Source organism: Streptomyces sp. NPDC127068 (assembly GCF_042724695.1).
Classification (GTDB): Bacteria; Actinomycetota; Actinomycetes; order Streptomycetales; family Streptomycetaceae; genus Streptomyces.
The window spans coordinates 89,620-104,085 of record NZ_JBHXEN010000005.1; the positions used below are offsets into that span (position 1 = coordinate 89,620).

Here is a 14,466-nt window from a genome sequence, read left to right on the forward strand (position 1 = left end):
ATTCCGCTGTCGGAGGAAGACGTTCTCCGACAGCGGAACCGCGTTCCCACCCGGGCCGGCGCGGTGTCAGGGTCGGTGCATGAAGCTACTGATTCTGGGAGGAAGCGAGTTCGCGGGGCGCGCCGTCGCCGAGGAGGCCGTGCAACGCGGCTGGCAGGTCACCGCGTTCAACCGGGGACGGCATCCCGCACCGGACGGCGTCACCACGCTGACCGGGGACCGCACGGCGCCCGGGGGGCTGTCCGCGCTGGCGAACGGCGAGTGGGACGCGGTGGTCGACACCTGGTCCGCCGCCCCCCGCGCGGTGCGGGACACGGCCGCGCTGTTGGCGGACCGGGTCGGGCACTACACGTACGTGTCCACCAAGTCGGTGTACGCCTGGGCGCCGCCCGCCGGGGCCGACGAAAGCCATCCGACGGTGACGGGCGACCCCGATGCGGAGGCGACGGCGTACGCCGAGGACAAACGGGGTGCGGAACTCGCCGTGGAGGCCGCCTTCGGACCGGAGCGGAGCCTGCTGCTGCGCGCCGGACTGATCATCGGCCCCTACGAGAACATCGGACGGCTGCCCTGGTGGCTGAACCGGATCGCCCGGGGCGGTGAGGTCCTCGCCCCGGGCCCCCGGGACCTGCCCCTCCAGTACGTGGACGTCCGTGACCTCGCCGCCTTCGCCCTCGACGCGACGGTCGCCGGGCTGAACGGCCCCTACGACACGGTGAGCCCCTCGGGGCACACCACCACGGGGGAACTCCTGGACGCCTGTGTGGCGGTCACCGGCTCCCGCGCCCAGCTGCGCTGGATCGATCCGGAGGTCATCCTGAAGGCCGGGGTTGAGCCCTGGACGGAGCTGCCGATCTGGGCCCCGCCCGACTCGGAGGTGCATGCGGCCCTGCACGGCTCCGACGTGTCACGGGCCGTCGGAGCGGGTCTGGTCTGCCGCCCGGCCGCCGAGACGGTCGCCGACACCTGGACGTGGCTCACCTCCTTGGGCAGTGCAGCGCCGCAACGGCCGGACCGGCCCGCCGTCCGGCTCTCCGCGGAGACCGAGGCACGCATCCTGCGGGAGGTCGCGGACGGCGGCGACCAGGGCTGATTCCGGTGGCGGTCGCCCGTCGACCGCCACCGCACACCTGTGCCCCACGACGGATCGGCGGGAGCGTTGAACGCCCGCGCGGGCCACCCCGTATGGAACGGAACCGCTTCACCCCTGCCGTGCGCCCCCGGCCCGGCGAGGAGAGCAGAGGAGTTCCATGGCACGCACACGAAAACGCCGACCGAGCACCGCCCGACGCGCCGTGGCCGCGTCGACCGCCCTGATCCTGGGCGCGGGCGCGCTGGTCGTGGCCAACGTCTACGCCGCGGCGCAGGAGCCCGCGCCGGCCGACGGCGACGCCACGCGGCCGGTGGTCGCGACGATCGACTGCCCCGACGTCGGCAACGAACTGACGGAGGTGCCCGACGCGGCGCGGGCCGGGGTGGACGGTGATCTGGCCACCCTCGACGGCCAGATCACCGAGTCCTACCGGCGGCTCGCGGCCTCCCGGGACGCCGCCGCACGGGACCCGCGGTTCGTGCGGGACGACATCCTCACCCCGTTGGGCAACGACCGGGCCGTGGTGATCGAGCGCATCCGGCTCCAGATCAGCCGCAGCGGCGGCCGACCGCCCGCGGGGCTGGACTCCCTCGCCACCTGCACCGGCCGGTCCCCCGACGCCCGCCGCCCCGACAACGGGAGCGGGAGCGGCGGTGGCCAGGCCGGCAACGGTCCCGTCGCCGGCGACTACGTGGACATCAGGTCGGTCCGCGCCGACACCACCCGGCTCCCCCGCTTCCAGCGCAACGCCTCCCGCGGCACCTTCACCACCCGGTGCGGCACCAACCGGAACGGCCTGTTCAACTCGGACAACGTGATCGTGGCGCCGGGTGTCCGCAACGGCGCCCACCACGTGCACGACTACGTCGGCAACCAGGGCAACGACGCGTTCGCCGACGACCGCACGCTCGCCCGGTCCGCGACCACCTGCCGGAACCGGGGTGACCGGTCCTCGTACTACTGGCCGGTGCTGCGGGTGCAGAACGGGCAGGACGAGGCGGACGCCGGTGCGGACGGCGGCGGTCGGGACCGGAACGTGGGCAAGATCCAGACGCCTTCGTCGGTGACCCTGGAGTTCGTGGGCAACCCGCGTTCCCCGGTGGTGGCCATGCCGCGGTTCCTGCGGATCATCACGGGGGACGCCAAGGCCCTGACCAACGGCACCGGCAACGCGAACGCCTCCTGGAGCTGCACCGGCTTCGAGGACCGGCAGCTGAAGGACAAGTACCCGCTGTGCCCGAGCGGCAGCCGGGTGGTGCGCACGTTCCGCTTCCAGGGCTGCTGGGACGGCAGGAACACGGACAGCGCGAACCACCGTACGCACGTGGCGTTCGCCGACCCGCGCACCGGCGCCTGCCCCTCGGGCTTCCGGGCGGTCCCGCAGCTCGTCCAGCGCATCGTCTACGACGTGGCACCGCGCCGGAACTTCGCCGTCGACTCCTTCCCCGAGCAGTTGCACAAGCCGGTCACCGACCACGGTGACTTCATCAACGTCTTCGACCGGCAGCTCATGCAGCGGCTGACGCAGTGCCTCAACCGCGGCCAGCGGTGCTCCTGACCCGGCCCGCGCACCGGCCGGACCGAACGGGCCGGTGAGGGCGCCACGACGGCCCGGAGGGCGGGACCCGATCCCCGCCCTCCGGGTCAGTGGCCGCCGTGGCCCGCCGTGCCGCCCTCCGGTTCGGCGCCCGTGCCGGTGCCGGTGTCCGTGTCGGTGTCCGTGTCGTGCGCGGATTCCTCCACCTGGCCGCCCAGTTCGCGGCGGAGCGCCCCGAGGACCTCCGGCTCGCCCACGGCCACCCACGCCCGCCCCACCAGATAGGTGCCGCCGTAGTCCTTCGCCCCGTTCAACCACTCCCGCTGGCCCCGGTCGGTGGCGAAGGTCGCCAGCACGAACCGGCCCCCGTCCACCCGGCAGTCGGCCAACCTCAGCTCCTCGGCCCCGGTCCGCAGCTCGGGCTCGCAGCCGGCCCGGGCCGCGAGGCGCTCCAGGGTGCCGGTGGCCGTCGGGGGGACGTCCGGGGCCCGGTCGACACAGCCGGTGAGCCCGCCGAGCACGGTGAGCAGCGCGACCGGGCCCGCGAGCCGCGCCCCCCGCCCGGCGCGGGAGCGCGCGCCGTTGACCGTCCCGTCCGGACCCTCCTCGGAGCCGCCCCTCGTCCGCCGCATCGCGCCGCCCTTCCGCCGCTGTCCCGGGGCCCGGGCGGGCCCCCTCCCGGATACGGTTCCGGGCCCCCCTCCGCTCAACGGCCGACACCCCGTCCCCTTCAACACCATGCCCTGCGGGGCGTGTTCGCCAGGGCAAACATGGCTGATCACAGCCTTTCCCCGGCTGCTTGTGGGGTACAAGTGTGCGAAGGTGTGCCTGTGGAGAACGGGAAGGGGAGGCATGCGCGGGAGCGGGAGCGGTGACGGCGGGAGCACGGTGGGCCGCAGGGCGAGCGGACCGGGCGGCACGGCGGGCACCACGGTGGCGGTGACGCACGACGGGGAGCCCGGACTCGCCTGGGAGCAGCGGCTCGCAGCTGCCTGGTCCCGGTACGACACCCTGCCCGCCACCGAGTTCCGGGCGCTCATCGACACCCTGGCCGGGGAGCTGCCGACGGACAGCGCGGTGGCCGCGTTCGAACGGGCCGGCGCCTTCGACTCGACCGGCCGGCCCGAGCGGGCGGTCCCGCTGTACCGGCTCGCCCTGGAGCGCGGAGTGGTCGGCGTGCGCCGGCGGCGGGCGAAGATCCAGTTGGCCAGCTCGCTGCGGAACCTGGGCCGCCCCGAGGAGGGGGTCATCCTGCTGACCCCGGAACTCACCGCGGAGCACGACGACTTGGACGACGCGGTCCGGGCGTTCCTCGCCCTGTGCCTGGCGGACACCGGTCGGGAGCGGGAGGCGCTGGCCCTGGCGCTCAGCTCGCTCGCCCCGCACCTGCCGCGCTACCAGCGCTCGTTGGGGCACTACGCGAAGCAGCTCACGGCTCCGAGCGAACCCTGACCCGCGCCGGAACCCGAACCCCGTCGGAACCGATCGGCGGCCGAGCCCCGGGCAAGGCAGGGGCCGACGTCCCCCGTCCGGGTCGCCCCGGTGACCCGGGGACGGTTCGTTCGTTGCGCTGGTCGTGCAGTCACAGGATGTCGCCACCCGCCCCGACCACCCGACCGGCCCGGCCACCGACGTGGAGCGGGCCGGGGCCGCTCTCGTCGAGCACTACCCGCGGCTCGCCCGGCTCGCCTATCTGGTGCTGCCGCCGGACCTCCCCCGGGCGCGACGGACGCTCACCGCGCACGGTGTGGTCCAGCGGTCCCTGCCCCGCGACCGGAGCGGTCAGCGCGTCGGCGGTGTGGTGCCGGCCCGCCGCTCCGACGACTCCCGGTCGGCCGATCCCGAGTACGCCCTCGCCCGGCTGCGGGTCCTGCGGGCCGCGTTGTCGGCGGGGCGGCCCGCCAAGCGGTTCGCGCTGGCCGACCGGGCCCGACGGCGGCCCGCGCTGCCCCTGGTGTGGGGCCTGAAGCTGTTCCCCCGCTCGGGCGGTGCCGACGAACTCGCCCTCGACCAGCAGTTGGCGGACCTCTCCGTCGAAGGGCGTGCCGCCTACGTGCTGCGGGGTCTGGAACGGCTGTCCGAGGACGCGACGCTGGACCTCCTCGCGGCGGCCGGGGCGAAGGACCCCGAGGGGGCGCTGGACGAGGCCGACGAGGTCGAGGCCCCGGCCGCGCTGTTGGAGTCGCCCGAGTTCGACCCGTGCGCGCTCCAGGCGCGGCCCACCGATCTGGTGCGGCGCCGGCAGCACTTCCGGGCGGCCGGGGTCACCCTGGCCGCGTTGGTGGTGTGCGGCACCCTGCTCGGGCTCCCCGGGGAGGGCTGGGGACCGGACGGTGCGGCGGCCCCGCCCTACGCGCGCAACCCCGCCGGGCAGGCCGCGCTCGACCCCGACCAGCTCACCGGCGCCGAGGCCACCGCCTGGGAGACCTCCGCCCGTACCGACTTCTCGGTCTGGCCGGCCCGGGGCTCCCACACCAAGGACAAGGCACTGCTGCGCCGGGCGCTCGCCGTGTGGGCGCGGCCCGGCGGGTCGGTGCGGGTGTCGGCGACCCCGGGAACGGCGTCCGGCGCGGCGCCCGGACCGGCACAGCTCCTGTACGCGGGCGAGGTGGACGGGGCGCGGGTCGTCCTCTTCTACGACGGGCTGCGGGTGGTCCGGTACGCGGAGCCCGTCGAGGGCACCCGGGAGGCAGCCCTGGACCTCGCCCGGGTGGACGGTGCCCAGCGGGCGGGGGCCGGCGCGCTGGTGCTGGGCCGGACCGACGGCAACGTCCGGTACCTGACGGCGCCCTGGGTGACGGCGGCGTCCATGCGCGATCTGCGCGAGCCCGGCAGCACTCCCGTGACGCTGCGCAGGTCCGCCGACGGGGTCACCGATCCGTTGGCCGCGGGGGGCCGTCCCGACCCGAACACCGGGCTGTGCTCCACCTGGCACGTCCTCCAGTTGGAGGAGCGCGGCGGCGCGACACGGCTGCTCACGGACCTCGGCGAGCTGGCGCCCGCCCGGCTGACCTCGGGTGCGCCCGGCGGTGTGCGGGACGCCACGGGCAAGGGTGCGCTCGACGAGTGGGCGCGCACGGCGTGTTCGCTGGCCATGGTGCAGGGGCAGGGGGTGCGGGCGGTCAACTCCTGGGCGTACGCGCGCCAGCCGCTGCCGCAGGGCAACGGGGAGGCCACCTGGCTGTGCACCCGGGGGGACACCTGGCGGGGCGGGGACGCCAGGGTGCTGGCCCAGGTGCTCGCCCCCGGGAAGCCCGTCGCCGCGGTCGCCGCCCAGTCGTCCGGCTCGCCGGCGTGCGGGGCCCGGGAACCGCGGGTGCTGGCCGGGGCCCTGTGGAAGTCGGAGGCGGGCTCCTGGTACCTGTTGGCCGCCGGCAGCGAAGGGGTCACGGAGGTCTCCACCACCGGTGACGTCGCCGAGAAGGCCCGGGGTCGTTTCCTGGCCGTGCCCGCCCAGCAGGGCGCCCAGGCGCAGTTGCGGGGGCGCACCGCGGACGGCAGCGTCCTGCACGCCCTGCACTAGGGCCGGTCCGGTGGCCCGCCCGGGCGGGCCACCGGAGGGTCAGGCGCTCACTTGTCGTCGATCAGCCGCCGCACCTCCGGCGGGAGTTCCCCGCCGGGGCGGACGGCCACCAGCGTGACCTCGTCCGGGGCGGCGCCGACGGCGATGGCGACCTTCGGGGACACGCCCTCGACGGCGTAGGCGTTCTCCGTGGTGGCCGTCTCGTCGGAGCCGCTGTGGTCGTTGCAGGGCGGGAAGGTGGCCCGGCCCAGCTCGGCACCGACGGGCACGCCCCCGGCTTCGACGTCGCCGACGCCGCCGTACGTCCGGCCCTGGTAGGTCACCTCGTAGGCGCAGGCCGCGGCCTGGTTGCCCGTTGCGTCGTCGTCCACCGCGCACGCGGACAGCGACACCGCCACGAGCACGGCCGCCAACGCGCCGACGGACCGCACGGTCCCCTTCATGAACGTCCTCCTCGCCGGGCGCCGGACTCCGGCCGGCGCGCTCGTGCTCCTACGACGGGCGGCCCCGCCGAAACGTTCACCGCGGGCCGGACCCCGCTACGGATGGTGCGGGAGGAAGGAGCGCACGTCCGGCGGGCGGGGCGGCTCCCAGCCGGTGAGGGCCGGGTCGTGGACCACGATCGGAACGGCGCGGCCCAGCAGGGCGGTCACCGCCCCCGTGGAAGTCAGGGCGTCGGCGGCCTGTTCGCAGGCATCGGCGAACAAGCCGTAGAGGGCCTCCGCGCAGTCGTCCTCCTCGTCGTCGGTGAGGTCGTCCCCGTCCTCGTACCAGTAGCCGAGCCGTTCGGCCGCCGCGCGGAACGCCGCGGCGCCGTCGGGGTCCTCGGGGCCGCCGCCGATGCGTTCGGCCTCGGGGAGCCAGTGCGCCGGGTTCCACCGGGCCTCGTCCGGCCCGTGCCGGTCCGCCTCGGCGCGGAACCGGCTCTCGGTGTTGTGGCCGACCGCGAGGTACGGGCGGCGGGGGTCGTCGCCGAGGCGACCGATGCGGAAGGAGACGACGTAGATCTCCGGGCGCAGGGCGTGGGGGAAGCGGCCGATGGCCTCGGCAGCGGCCCGGCGCAGGTGGTGGGGGTACCTGGTCATGGCGTCTTCGTGCTCCGGATGGTGGGGGGTGAAGGGCCGGTCGGGGTGGGGGGTGTCCGGCGGCCCTTCGTCGGACCATGGAGTACTTCACCACGGGTGGAGCGGCCGTGCGGTGCGGTCCGTCGAGAAACCCGGCCCGCGGTCGGTCGGGTTCCTCCGCCGGCCGGCGGACGCGGCCCGGTCCCGCCCGGTGGAGGGAGCCGCGACTGATACCGGAATCGACCCTTCTCCCGTATGTCCAGGGGGAGTTGGCACGTGGTACCTGAGGTTCCGGTAACGGTCCTCGGGCGGGGCCGAGCACGCGGGATGCGTGCCGTTAGGGTGTTCCCCATGACGACCGGGGTGCGCCGCAGGATGGGTGTGGAGGAACGGCGGCGGCAGTTGATCGGGGTCGCCCTCGACCTGTTCAGCCGCCGTTCGCCCGACGAGGTGTCCATCGACGAGATAGCCGCCGCCGCGGGGATATCCCGGCCGCTGGTCTACCACTACTTCCCGGGCAAGCTGAGTCTGTACGAGGCCGCGCTGACCCGGGCCGCCGAGGACCTGGCGGGGCGCTTCGAGGAGCCGCACGAGGGTCCGCTCGGGGACCGGCTGCTGCGGGTGATGCGCCGGTTCTTCGACTTCGTGGACGAACACGGGCCGGGCTTCTCGGCCCTGATGCGCGGGGGCCCCGCCATCTCCCTGGGCGAGTCGGTCCCGGTGAACACGGTCTCCGCGACCAACGCCCTGATCGACTCGGTGCGGCAGACCGCGTACGAGCACATCCTGTCCCATCTGTGGGTGGAGGCCACTCCGCCGCGGCTGGAACTCGTGGTGCGGTCCTGGATCTCGCTCGCCGAGTCGACGGCGCTGTTGTGGTTGGACAAGCGGCAGATCCCCCGCCACGAGTTGGAGTTGCAGCTCGTGCACGACTTCGCGGCGCTCCTCGCGGTCAGCTCCGCCTACGACGAGGAGATGGCCCGGATACTGGTCCGCATCCTGGCGGCCGAGCCCGTGGACGGTCCCTTCGGCGATCTCGTGGGCCGGCTGATGGCGTTGGCGCCCCGGGCCTCGGTCTGAGCCGAACCACCAAGGAATCGTTCCTGCACCTCCGGTGCGCCCCCGACCCGCGGGCGGCGGTTCGGGGGCACGGGCCGGGCGTCAGGGAGAGGTCCACCAGGCGGTCGTGTCGGCGGGCAGTTCGCCGTCCGCCCCCAGCGGGGCGCTCGACAGCAGCAGGGTGCCCGGAGCCGTCCACGGCACCGGCGCGCCCGTCGTGTTGGCGGCGCAGACGAGGTCGCGTCCCCCGGCGGTGCGCCGGAAGGCGAGCACCCCGGCCGGGGCGTCCAGCCACTGCACCCGGTCGCCGGCGCCCAGCGCGGGGTGGGCCCGACGGGCCGCGAGGGCCGCCCGGTACAGCTCCAGCGTGGAACCCTCGACGCCGGTCTGCGACCGTACGCTCAGCTCGCCCCAGCCCGCGGGTTGGGGCAGCCAGGAACCGCCGGAGCCGAACCCGTACGAGGTGCCGTCCACGGTCCACGGGATCGGCACCCGGCAGCCGTCGCGGAAGCCGTCCTGTCCGGCGGCGCGGAAGAAGGAGGGGTCCTCGCGGACCTCGTCCGGCAGGTCGACCACGTCGGGCAGGCCCAGCTCCTCCCCCTGGTACACGTACGCCGATCCGGGGAGCGCCAGCATCAGCAGGGTCGCCGCGCGGGCCCGGCGCAACCCCAGCTCGCGGTCGCCGGCGGTGCGCAGTTGGGTGCCGAGGCCGGGCGGGTTGGCGAAGCGGGTGGCGTGCCGGGTGACGTCGTGGTTGGAGAGCACCCAGGTGGTCGGGGCGCCCACGGACCGCATGGCGTCCAGGGACCGGTCGATGACCGTCCGCAGTTCGACGGCGTCCCACGGGGTGGTGAGGTAGGGGAAGTTGAACGCCTGGTGCAGCTCGTCGGGGCGGACGTAACGGGCGGTCCGCTCGATGGTGGGGGTCCACGCCTCGGCGACGAAGATCCGCTCCCCGGGGTACTCGTCGAGCACGGTGCGCCAGGAGCGGTAGACCTCGTGCACGCCGTCCTGGTCGAAGAAGGGCTTCGCCTCGCCGTCGAGCAGGCGCAGCTGTTCGCGGGTGCCGAGGTCGGGCAGGCCGGGGGCCTTGACGAGGCCGTGGGCGACGTCGACGCGGAAGCCGTCCACCCCCATGTCGAGCCAGAAGCGCAGGATGGAACGGAACTCGTCGCCGACGGCCGGGTGGTCCCAGTCGAAGTCCGGCTGCTGCGGGGCGAAGAGGTGCAGGTACCAGTCGCCGGGGGTGCCGTCGGGGTCGGTGGTGCGGGTCCAGGCGGGCCCGCCGAACACCGATTCCCAGTCGTTGGGCGGGAGTTCGCCGCTGCTTCCCCGGCCGGGGCGGAAGTGGTAGCGCTCGCGCAGTGCGGAGCCCGGCCCCTCGGCGAGGGCGCGCCGGAACCACTCGTGCTGCTCGGAGGAGTGGTTGGGGACCAGGTCCACGATGATCCGCAGTCCGTGGGCGTGGACGTCGCGGATCAGGGCGTCGGCGTCGAGCAGGGTGCCGAACACCGGGTCGACGGCGCGGTAGTCGGCGACGTCGTAGCCCGCGTCGGCCTGCGGCGAGGCGTAGAAGGGGCTGAGCCACAGCGCGTCGACCCCGAGGTCGCGCAGGTACGGCAGCCGGGAGCGCACGCCTTCGAGGTCGCCCAGGCCGTCGCCGTCGCCGTCGGCGAAGCTGCGCGGGTAGACCTGGTAGATGATCGCCTCGGTCCACCAGCCGGGGCTGGTCGCGGCCGGGCCGGGTCCGGACTGCGGCTGGTCGGCGGTGTGCTGACTCATGGTGTCCTCGCTGCGTCGGGGGCGGATGCGCTCGGGAGGTCTGCCGCGGGTCCGGCGGGTCGGGTGCCGGGTGCCGCGCGCGGTGCGGCCGGTGACGAGGGGCTTCGGGCGGGACGCGGGGGGGGGGCGACGAGCTGCCGGGAACGGGGACGCGGGGGCCGGGTCGGTCCGGCGGTGCGCACCGGAAGAGGTGAACGTAACAGCGGTGCCTTCCCCTACGAAATACCTTGCAGAAAGAATGCGCAAGAAGGTCGACGGTCCTTCGCAAGGTCTTGCGGTCCGGGTGCCGGTTCGGGTGCGGGGCACCGTGCTTCGGGGCTACCGGAGCCACCCGGACGTGCGGGGCGCCGCACTTCGGGGCTATACGTTGAGCGGGCGCGGGCCGACGAGCCGACCGTGCGCCGCCCGTGCGCCGCCCGGTCAGCCGACGTGTCGTCATGTCGACCCGGCCGCAAGCCCGTTCGGCACGACCACGAGGGAGCCCGATGAGCCAGCAGCCCGCGGCGCACCACCCCACCGACCCGGTGCCGCCCCCGGCCGGGGGGTGGGTGGACGACGGGCGGCCCGCGCCCCCGTCGGGGACGGCACGGCTCGCGGACATCGCGGCGCGGGCGGGGGTCAGCGAGGCCACCGTCAGCCGGGTCCTCAACGGGAGGCCGGGGGTCGCCGCGGCCACCCGCCGGTCGGTGCTCGCCACGCTCGACGGCCTCGGCTACGAACGGCCCGTGCGGCTGCGGCAGCGCAGCGCCGGACTGGTGGGGCTGATCATCCCGGAGCTGGACAACCCGATCTTCCCGGCGCTGGCCCAGGTGATCGCCCAGTCCCTGACCCGGGAGGGCTACACCCCGGTGCTCGCCACCCAGGGCCCGGGCGGCTCCACCGAGGACGAGCTGACCGAGATGCTGGTCGAGCGGGGGGTGCGCGGGATCATCTACGTCTCCGGGCTGCACTCCGACACCACCGCCGATCCGGGGCGCTACGAGCGGTTGCGGGCGCAGGGGGTGCCGTTCGTGCTGGTGGACGGGTTCGCCCCGGCGGTGCGGGCGCCGGCCATCTCCCCCGACGACCGGGCGGCGGTGGAGTTGGCCGTGACGCACCTGGTCTCCCTCGGTCACACCCGGATCGGTCTGGCGCTCGGGCCGGGGCGGTTCGTGCCCGTCCAGCGGAAGGTCGAGGGCTTCGTCCGGGCGGTGCGCGCACAGCTCGGCCTCGACGAGGAGGAGATCACCGGACGGCTGGTCCAGCACTCGCTGTTCTCCCTGGAGGGGGGTCAGGCGGCGGCCGGGATGCTGGTCGACCGGGGGTGCACGGCGGTGGTGTGCGCCAGCGACATGATGGCGTTGGGTGCCGTGCGCGCGGTCCGACAGCGCGGGCTGGACGTGCCGCGTGACGTGTCCGTCGTCGGGTTCGACGACTCCCCGCTGATGGCGTTCACCGATCCGCCGCTCACGACGGTCCGCAAGCCGGTCCCGGCGATGGGGCGGGCGGCGGTGCGCGCCCTGCTGGAGGGGATCGGAGGGACGCCCGCGCCGCCGAGCGAGTTCGTGTTCCTGCCCGAGCTGGTCGTCCGGGGGTCCACGGCCTGCGCGCCCGGGCGGCCCGCCCCGCGACCGGAGCCGCCCCGTGCCCGTCCGTGAGCCGGGCCCGTCCCCGCGTCGGCGGCCCGGACCCGGGCGTCCCGTACGCCGCGCGGAGGAGGGGCGACGGTACGTGAGGGGGACCGCGTGCGGGGTGGGCCCTCCCAGGGGATGATCAGACGTAGCACCATCATCTGGCAGACTCTTCCCCCATGGGTGAGACGACCGTGACACAACTGGAAGGCCGGCAGCAGGCCGCCAGCGGGGAGCCCGGTGCCGCTCCCCGAGGCGGCGTCGCACCCGTGGACGAGCAGGTCAGTGCCCCGCGACGGGCCGGGGGACGCGCTGCGCGCGGGCTGCTCGACCGGATGCGGGCGCCGCGCCGGCCCCGGCTGTGGTTCGAGGTCCTGCTGATCGCCATCAGCTACTGGACGTACTCGTTGATCCGCAACGCCGTGCCCGAGCGGGAAGCACAGGCGATGCGGAACGCCCACTGGATCTGGGACCTCCAGCAGAGCATGGGGTTGGCCTTCGAGAAGGCGGTCAACCACGCGGTGGACTCGGTCACCTGGCTGGTCGTGGGGATGAACTACTACTACGCCACGTTGCACTTCATCGTGACGCTCGGCGTGCTCGTCTGGCTGTTCCGCAGCCATCCCGGCCGGTACGCGGCGACCCGCACGGTGCTGTTCGCGACGACGGCGGTGGCCCTGGTCGGGTACTACCTGTACCCGTTGGCGCCGCCGCGGCTGATGACCGGCGGCGGTTTCATCGACACGGTCCTCGTGCACGAGACCTGGGGGTCGATGGCCTCCGGGGACCTGAAGAACATGTCGAACCAGTACGCGGCCATGCCGTCGATGCACATCGGGTGGTCCCTGTGGTGCGGGCTCACCCTCTACTTCCTGGCGCGGGTGCCGTGGGTGAAGGTGCTCGCCCTGCTCTACCCGGTCGCCACGCTCGTCGTGATCGTCGCCACCGCCAACCACTTCTGGCTGGACGCGGTCGGCGGAATGATCTGCCTCGCCTTCGGCTACGGCGTCGCCCGCCTCTGGTACGGCGACTGGCCCTCGCGGCTGCCGCAGACGGTTCCGGCGAGCGGCTGACCCCGCCGGAGCCGCCCGCCGCAGCCGCGGGTCAGCCGCGGTGGGTGATGCGGCCCGCCACGGTGGTGAGCCTGACCTCCGCCTCGGCGACCTCGTCGGCGGGGGCCTCGACCGGGTCGAGGCCGAGCGCGGTGAGGTCGGCGCGGTAACCGGGGGCGATCCGGCCGGCGACGTCCGCTTCCCCGGCCGCGAGCGCGGCGTGCGAGGTGAGCCCCTCCAGAGCCATGAGCCCGGTGAGTCCGGCCCGGGCGGAGGCCGCGCCGCGCGGTGCCCGGGCGGTGGCGAGCACGGACCGGGCGTCGAAGGGGGCGATCGGCCAGTCGGACCCGAGGGCGACCACCGCGCCCGCGTCCCGGAGGTCCCGCACCCGCCAGGCCCGCCCGGCCCGCTCGTCACCGAGCCGCCGGGACCACTCGTCGCTGTGGTCGGCGCGGGTGTAGGCGCTGTGCGGGGGCTGCATCGAGGCGATGGCGCCCAGGGCGGCGAAGCGGGGCAGGACGTCGTCGGGCACGGTCTCGATGTGTTCGATGCGGTGCCGTAGCCGTCCGCCGTCGCCGAGCGAGGCGACGGTGTCCAGGACGTGCCGTACCGCCGCGTCGCCGATGGCGTGGGTGGCGGTGCGGACCCCGGCCGCGTGCAGGTGGCGCACGGCGTCCGCGTAGGCCCCGAGGTCCGGCCAGAGCGCCTCGGTGCCCCGGCCGTGGCAGTCCGGGTGGTCCAGCCAGGCGGTGCCGCCCTCGACGGTGCCGTCCAGGAAGAACTTCACCCCGTCGATCCGCCAGCCCCGGCCGCCGCGCCCTTGGAGGGCGATCAGCCCGTCCAGGGCGTCCCGGTCCGCGCCGGGCATGCACCAGGGGGCGAGCCGCAGCCGCAGCGGCAGTTCCGCCTCCTCGGCGACGGCGGCCAGCAGGGCCGTGTCACCGGCGTCCATCACCTGGGCGCCGGTCAGCCCGGTGGCCGCCATGGAGGACAGCAGTCCGAGCAGTCGGGCGCGCCGTTCGGCGTGCGGCAGTCGGGGCAGTACGGGGGTGAGGAGTTCCATCGCGGCGTGCTCGATCAGATGGCCGGTGGGCCCTTCGGCGTCGCACACGACCTCCGCGCGCTGGGTGAACTCCCGGGGCCCGGTGACCTCGGCGGCGCGCAGGGCCGCGCCGCTGGCCAGTGCGGAGTGGCCGTCGTAGAGGCGGAGCAGGGCCGGGGCACCGGCCACCGCCTCCTCGATCAGGGCCCGGTGCGGGGCGGCGCCGCCGAAGGCGTTGTGGTCGAGGCCCCAGCCGAGGACCCAGCCGTCGATCCGGTCCGCGGCGGCGAGCGCGGCGCGCAGCCCCGCCAGGTCGGTGACCCCGGTCAGATCGGCTCCGGTGGCCATCTCCAGGCCCCACACGGGGTGGCTGTGCGCATCGGTGAGCCCGGGGACGAGGGTCGCCCCGGCGAGGTCGACGACCTCGGTCCGCGCACCGCGCCAGTCGCGGGCGTCGGTGTCGTCGCCGACCGCGGTGATCACGCCCTCGCGCACGGCGACGGCGGTGGCCGCGGGTCGGGCGGGGTCGAGGGTGCGGACCCGGGCTCCGGTCAGGACGAGGTCGGCGGCGGTGTCCGGGGCGGGGTGCGGCATCGGTTGCTCCTTCTCGCGGCGGGCGGCGCGGGCCACGGTGCCTCTCCCGTCCGGCCACCCGAAACCTAAAGGCTTTCGGTTTTGCCACGGTAACCTGTGCCGGGGAGGTC

At 74.9% G+C, this 14,466-nt stretch carries 12 protein-coding genes; 7 read left to right on the forward strand and 5 right to left on the reverse strand.

All coding sequences use genetic code 11. The features are described from left to right. Nucleotides 1-79: 79 nt before the first annotated feature. Complete coding sequence (locus tag ACFWIA_RS04555) at nucleotides 80-1,093, forward strand: NAD-dependent epimerase/dehydratase family protein (RefSeq protein WP_387000325.1); 1,014 nt, start codon at nucleotides 80-82, stop codon at nucleotides 1,091-1,093. 157 nt (nucleotides 1,094-1,250) lie between these two features. After that, nucleotides 1,251-2,651 (forward strand): DUF1996 domain-containing protein, encoded by a 1,401-nt coding sequence (locus ACFWIA_RS04560; protein WP_387000327.1) that lies wholly within the window; start codon nucleotides 1,251-1,253, stop codon nucleotides 2,649-2,651. Nucleotides 2,652-2,737: 86 nt separating this feature from the next. Here ACFWIA_RS04560 and ACFWIA_RS04565 read toward each other — a convergent pair whose 3' ends face one another. After that, nucleotides 2,738-3,262: a hypothetical protein gene (locus ACFWIA_RS04565; protein ID WP_387000328.1), complete on the reverse strand. Its 525-nt coding sequence runs from the start codon at nucleotides 3,260-3,262 to the stop codon at nucleotides 2,738-2,740. 220 nt (nucleotides 3,263-3,482) lie between these two features. On the opposite strand from ACFWIA_RS04565, the gene ACFWIA_RS04570 reads away from it, so the two are divergent. Continuing rightward, nucleotides 3,483-4,082, forward strand: a complete 600-nt coding sequence (locus tag ACFWIA_RS04570) for a tetratricopeptide repeat protein (RefSeq protein ID WP_387000330.1) — start codon at nucleotides 3,483-3,485, stop codon at nucleotides 4,080-4,082. Between the two features lie 124 nt (nucleotides 4,083-4,206). Continuing rightward, the gene (locus tag ACFWIA_RS04575) at nucleotides 4,207-6,153 is read left to right on the forward strand and encodes a hypothetical protein (RefSeq protein WP_387000331.1); all 1,947 of its coding nucleotides are present in this window, start codon (nucleotides 4,207-4,209) and stop codon (nucleotides 6,151-6,153) included. A 47-nt stretch (nucleotides 6,154-6,200) separates the two neighbouring features. Here ACFWIA_RS04575 and ACFWIA_RS04580 read toward each other — a convergent pair whose 3' ends face one another. Together ACFWIA_RS04580 and ACFWIA_RS04585 are read right to left on the reverse strand one after the other, a co-directional pair. Next, the gene (locus tag ACFWIA_RS04580) at nucleotides 6,201-6,596 is read right to left on the reverse strand and encodes a DUF6281 family protein (RefSeq protein ID WP_387000333.1); all 396 of its coding nucleotides are present in this window, start codon (nucleotides 6,594-6,596) and stop codon (nucleotides 6,201-6,203) included. Nucleotides 6,597-6,692: 96 nt separating this feature from the next. Further along, nucleotides 6,693-7,238 (reverse strand): hypothetical protein, encoded by a 546-nt coding sequence (locus ACFWIA_RS04585; protein ID WP_387000335.1) that lies wholly within the window; start codon nucleotides 7,236-7,238, stop codon nucleotides 6,693-6,695. 330 nt (nucleotides 7,239-7,568) lie between these two features. Between ACFWIA_RS04585 and ACFWIA_RS04590 the strand changes: the two genes are divergently transcribed. Further along, a complete protein-coding gene (locus ACFWIA_RS04590) occupies nucleotides 7,569-8,297 on the forward strand; it encodes a TetR/AcrR family transcriptional regulator (protein ID WP_387000337.1) in 729 nt (242 codons plus the stop codon). Between the two features lie 81 nt (nucleotides 8,298-8,378). On the opposite strand, the gene ACFWIA_RS04595 is transcribed toward ACFWIA_RS04590, so the two are convergent. After that, a complete protein-coding gene (locus ACFWIA_RS04595) occupies nucleotides 8,379-10,058 on the reverse strand; it encodes a glycoside hydrolase family 13 protein (protein ID WP_387000339.1) in 1,680 nt (559 codons plus the stop codon). Between the two features lie 485 nt (nucleotides 10,059-10,543). Between ACFWIA_RS04595 and ACFWIA_RS04600 the strand changes: the two genes are divergently transcribed. After that, nucleotides 10,544-11,695: a LacI family DNA-binding transcriptional regulator gene (locus ACFWIA_RS04600; protein WP_387000341.1), complete on the forward strand. Its 1,152-nt coding sequence runs from the start codon at nucleotides 10,544-10,546 to the stop codon at nucleotides 11,693-11,695. A 152-nt stretch (nucleotides 11,696-11,847) separates the two neighbouring features. Beyond that, on the forward strand, nucleotides 11,848-12,741 hold the full coding sequence (locus tag ACFWIA_RS04605; protein WP_387000343.1) for a phosphatase PAP2 family protein: 894 nt from the start codon (nucleotides 11,848-11,850) through the stop codon (nucleotides 12,739-12,741). 31 nt (nucleotides 12,742-12,772) lie between these two features. On the opposite strand, the gene ACFWIA_RS04610 is transcribed toward ACFWIA_RS04605, so the two are convergent. Further along, on the reverse strand, nucleotides 12,773-14,356 hold the full coding sequence (locus ACFWIA_RS04610) for an amidohydrolase (protein ID WP_387000345.1): 1,584 nt from the start codon (nucleotides 14,354-14,356) through the stop codon (nucleotides 12,773-12,775). Nucleotides 14,357-14,466: the final 110 nt, after the last annotated feature.

Excerpts from the sequence above, each read along its gene's own strand:
- ACFWIA_RS04570 (WP_387000330.1), top strand. The coding sequence starts at position 3,483 with ATGCGCGGGAGCGGGAGCGGTGACGGCGGGAGCACGGTGGGCCGCAGG.
- ACFWIA_RS04610 (WP_387000345.1), bottom strand. The coding sequence starts at position 14,356 with ATGCCGCACCCCGCCCCGGACACCGCCGCCGACCTCGTCCTGACCGGA.
- ACFWIA_RS04590 (WP_387000337.1), top strand. The coding sequence starts at position 7,569 with ATGACGACCGGGGTGCGCCGCAGGATGGGTGTGGAGGAACGGCGGCGG.
- ACFWIA_RS04600 (WP_387000341.1), top strand. The coding sequence starts at position 10,544 with ATGAGCCAGCAGCCCGCGGCGCACCACCCCACCGACCCGGTGCCGCCC.
- ACFWIA_RS04605 (WP_387000343.1), top strand. The coding sequence starts at position 11,848 with ATGGGTGAGACGACCGTGACACAACTGGAAGGCCGGCAGCAGGCCGCC.
- ACFWIA_RS04585 (WP_387000335.1), bottom strand. The coding sequence starts at position 7,238 with ATGACCAGGTACCCCCACCACCTGCGCCGGGCCGCTGCCGAGGCCATC.
- ACFWIA_RS04580 (WP_387000333.1), bottom strand. The coding sequence starts at position 6,596 with ATGAAGGGGACCGTGCGGTCCGTCGGCGCGTTGGCGGCCGTGCTCGTG.
- ACFWIA_RS04560 (WP_387000327.1), top strand. The coding sequence starts at position 1,251 with ATGGCACGCACACGAAAACGCCGACCGAGCACCGCCCGACGCGCCGTG.
- ACFWIA_RS04595 (WP_387000339.1), bottom strand. The coding sequence starts at position 10,058 with ATGAGTCAGCACACCGCCGACCAGCCGCAGTCCGGACCCGGCCCGGCC.
- ACFWIA_RS04565 (WP_387000328.1), bottom strand. The coding sequence starts at position 3,262 with ATGCGGCGGACGAGGGGCGGCTCCGAGGAGGGTCCGGACGGGACGGTC.
- ACFWIA_RS04555 (WP_387000325.1), top strand. The coding sequence starts at position 80 with ATGAAGCTACTGATTCTGGGAGGAAGCGAGTTCGCGGGGCGCGCCGTC.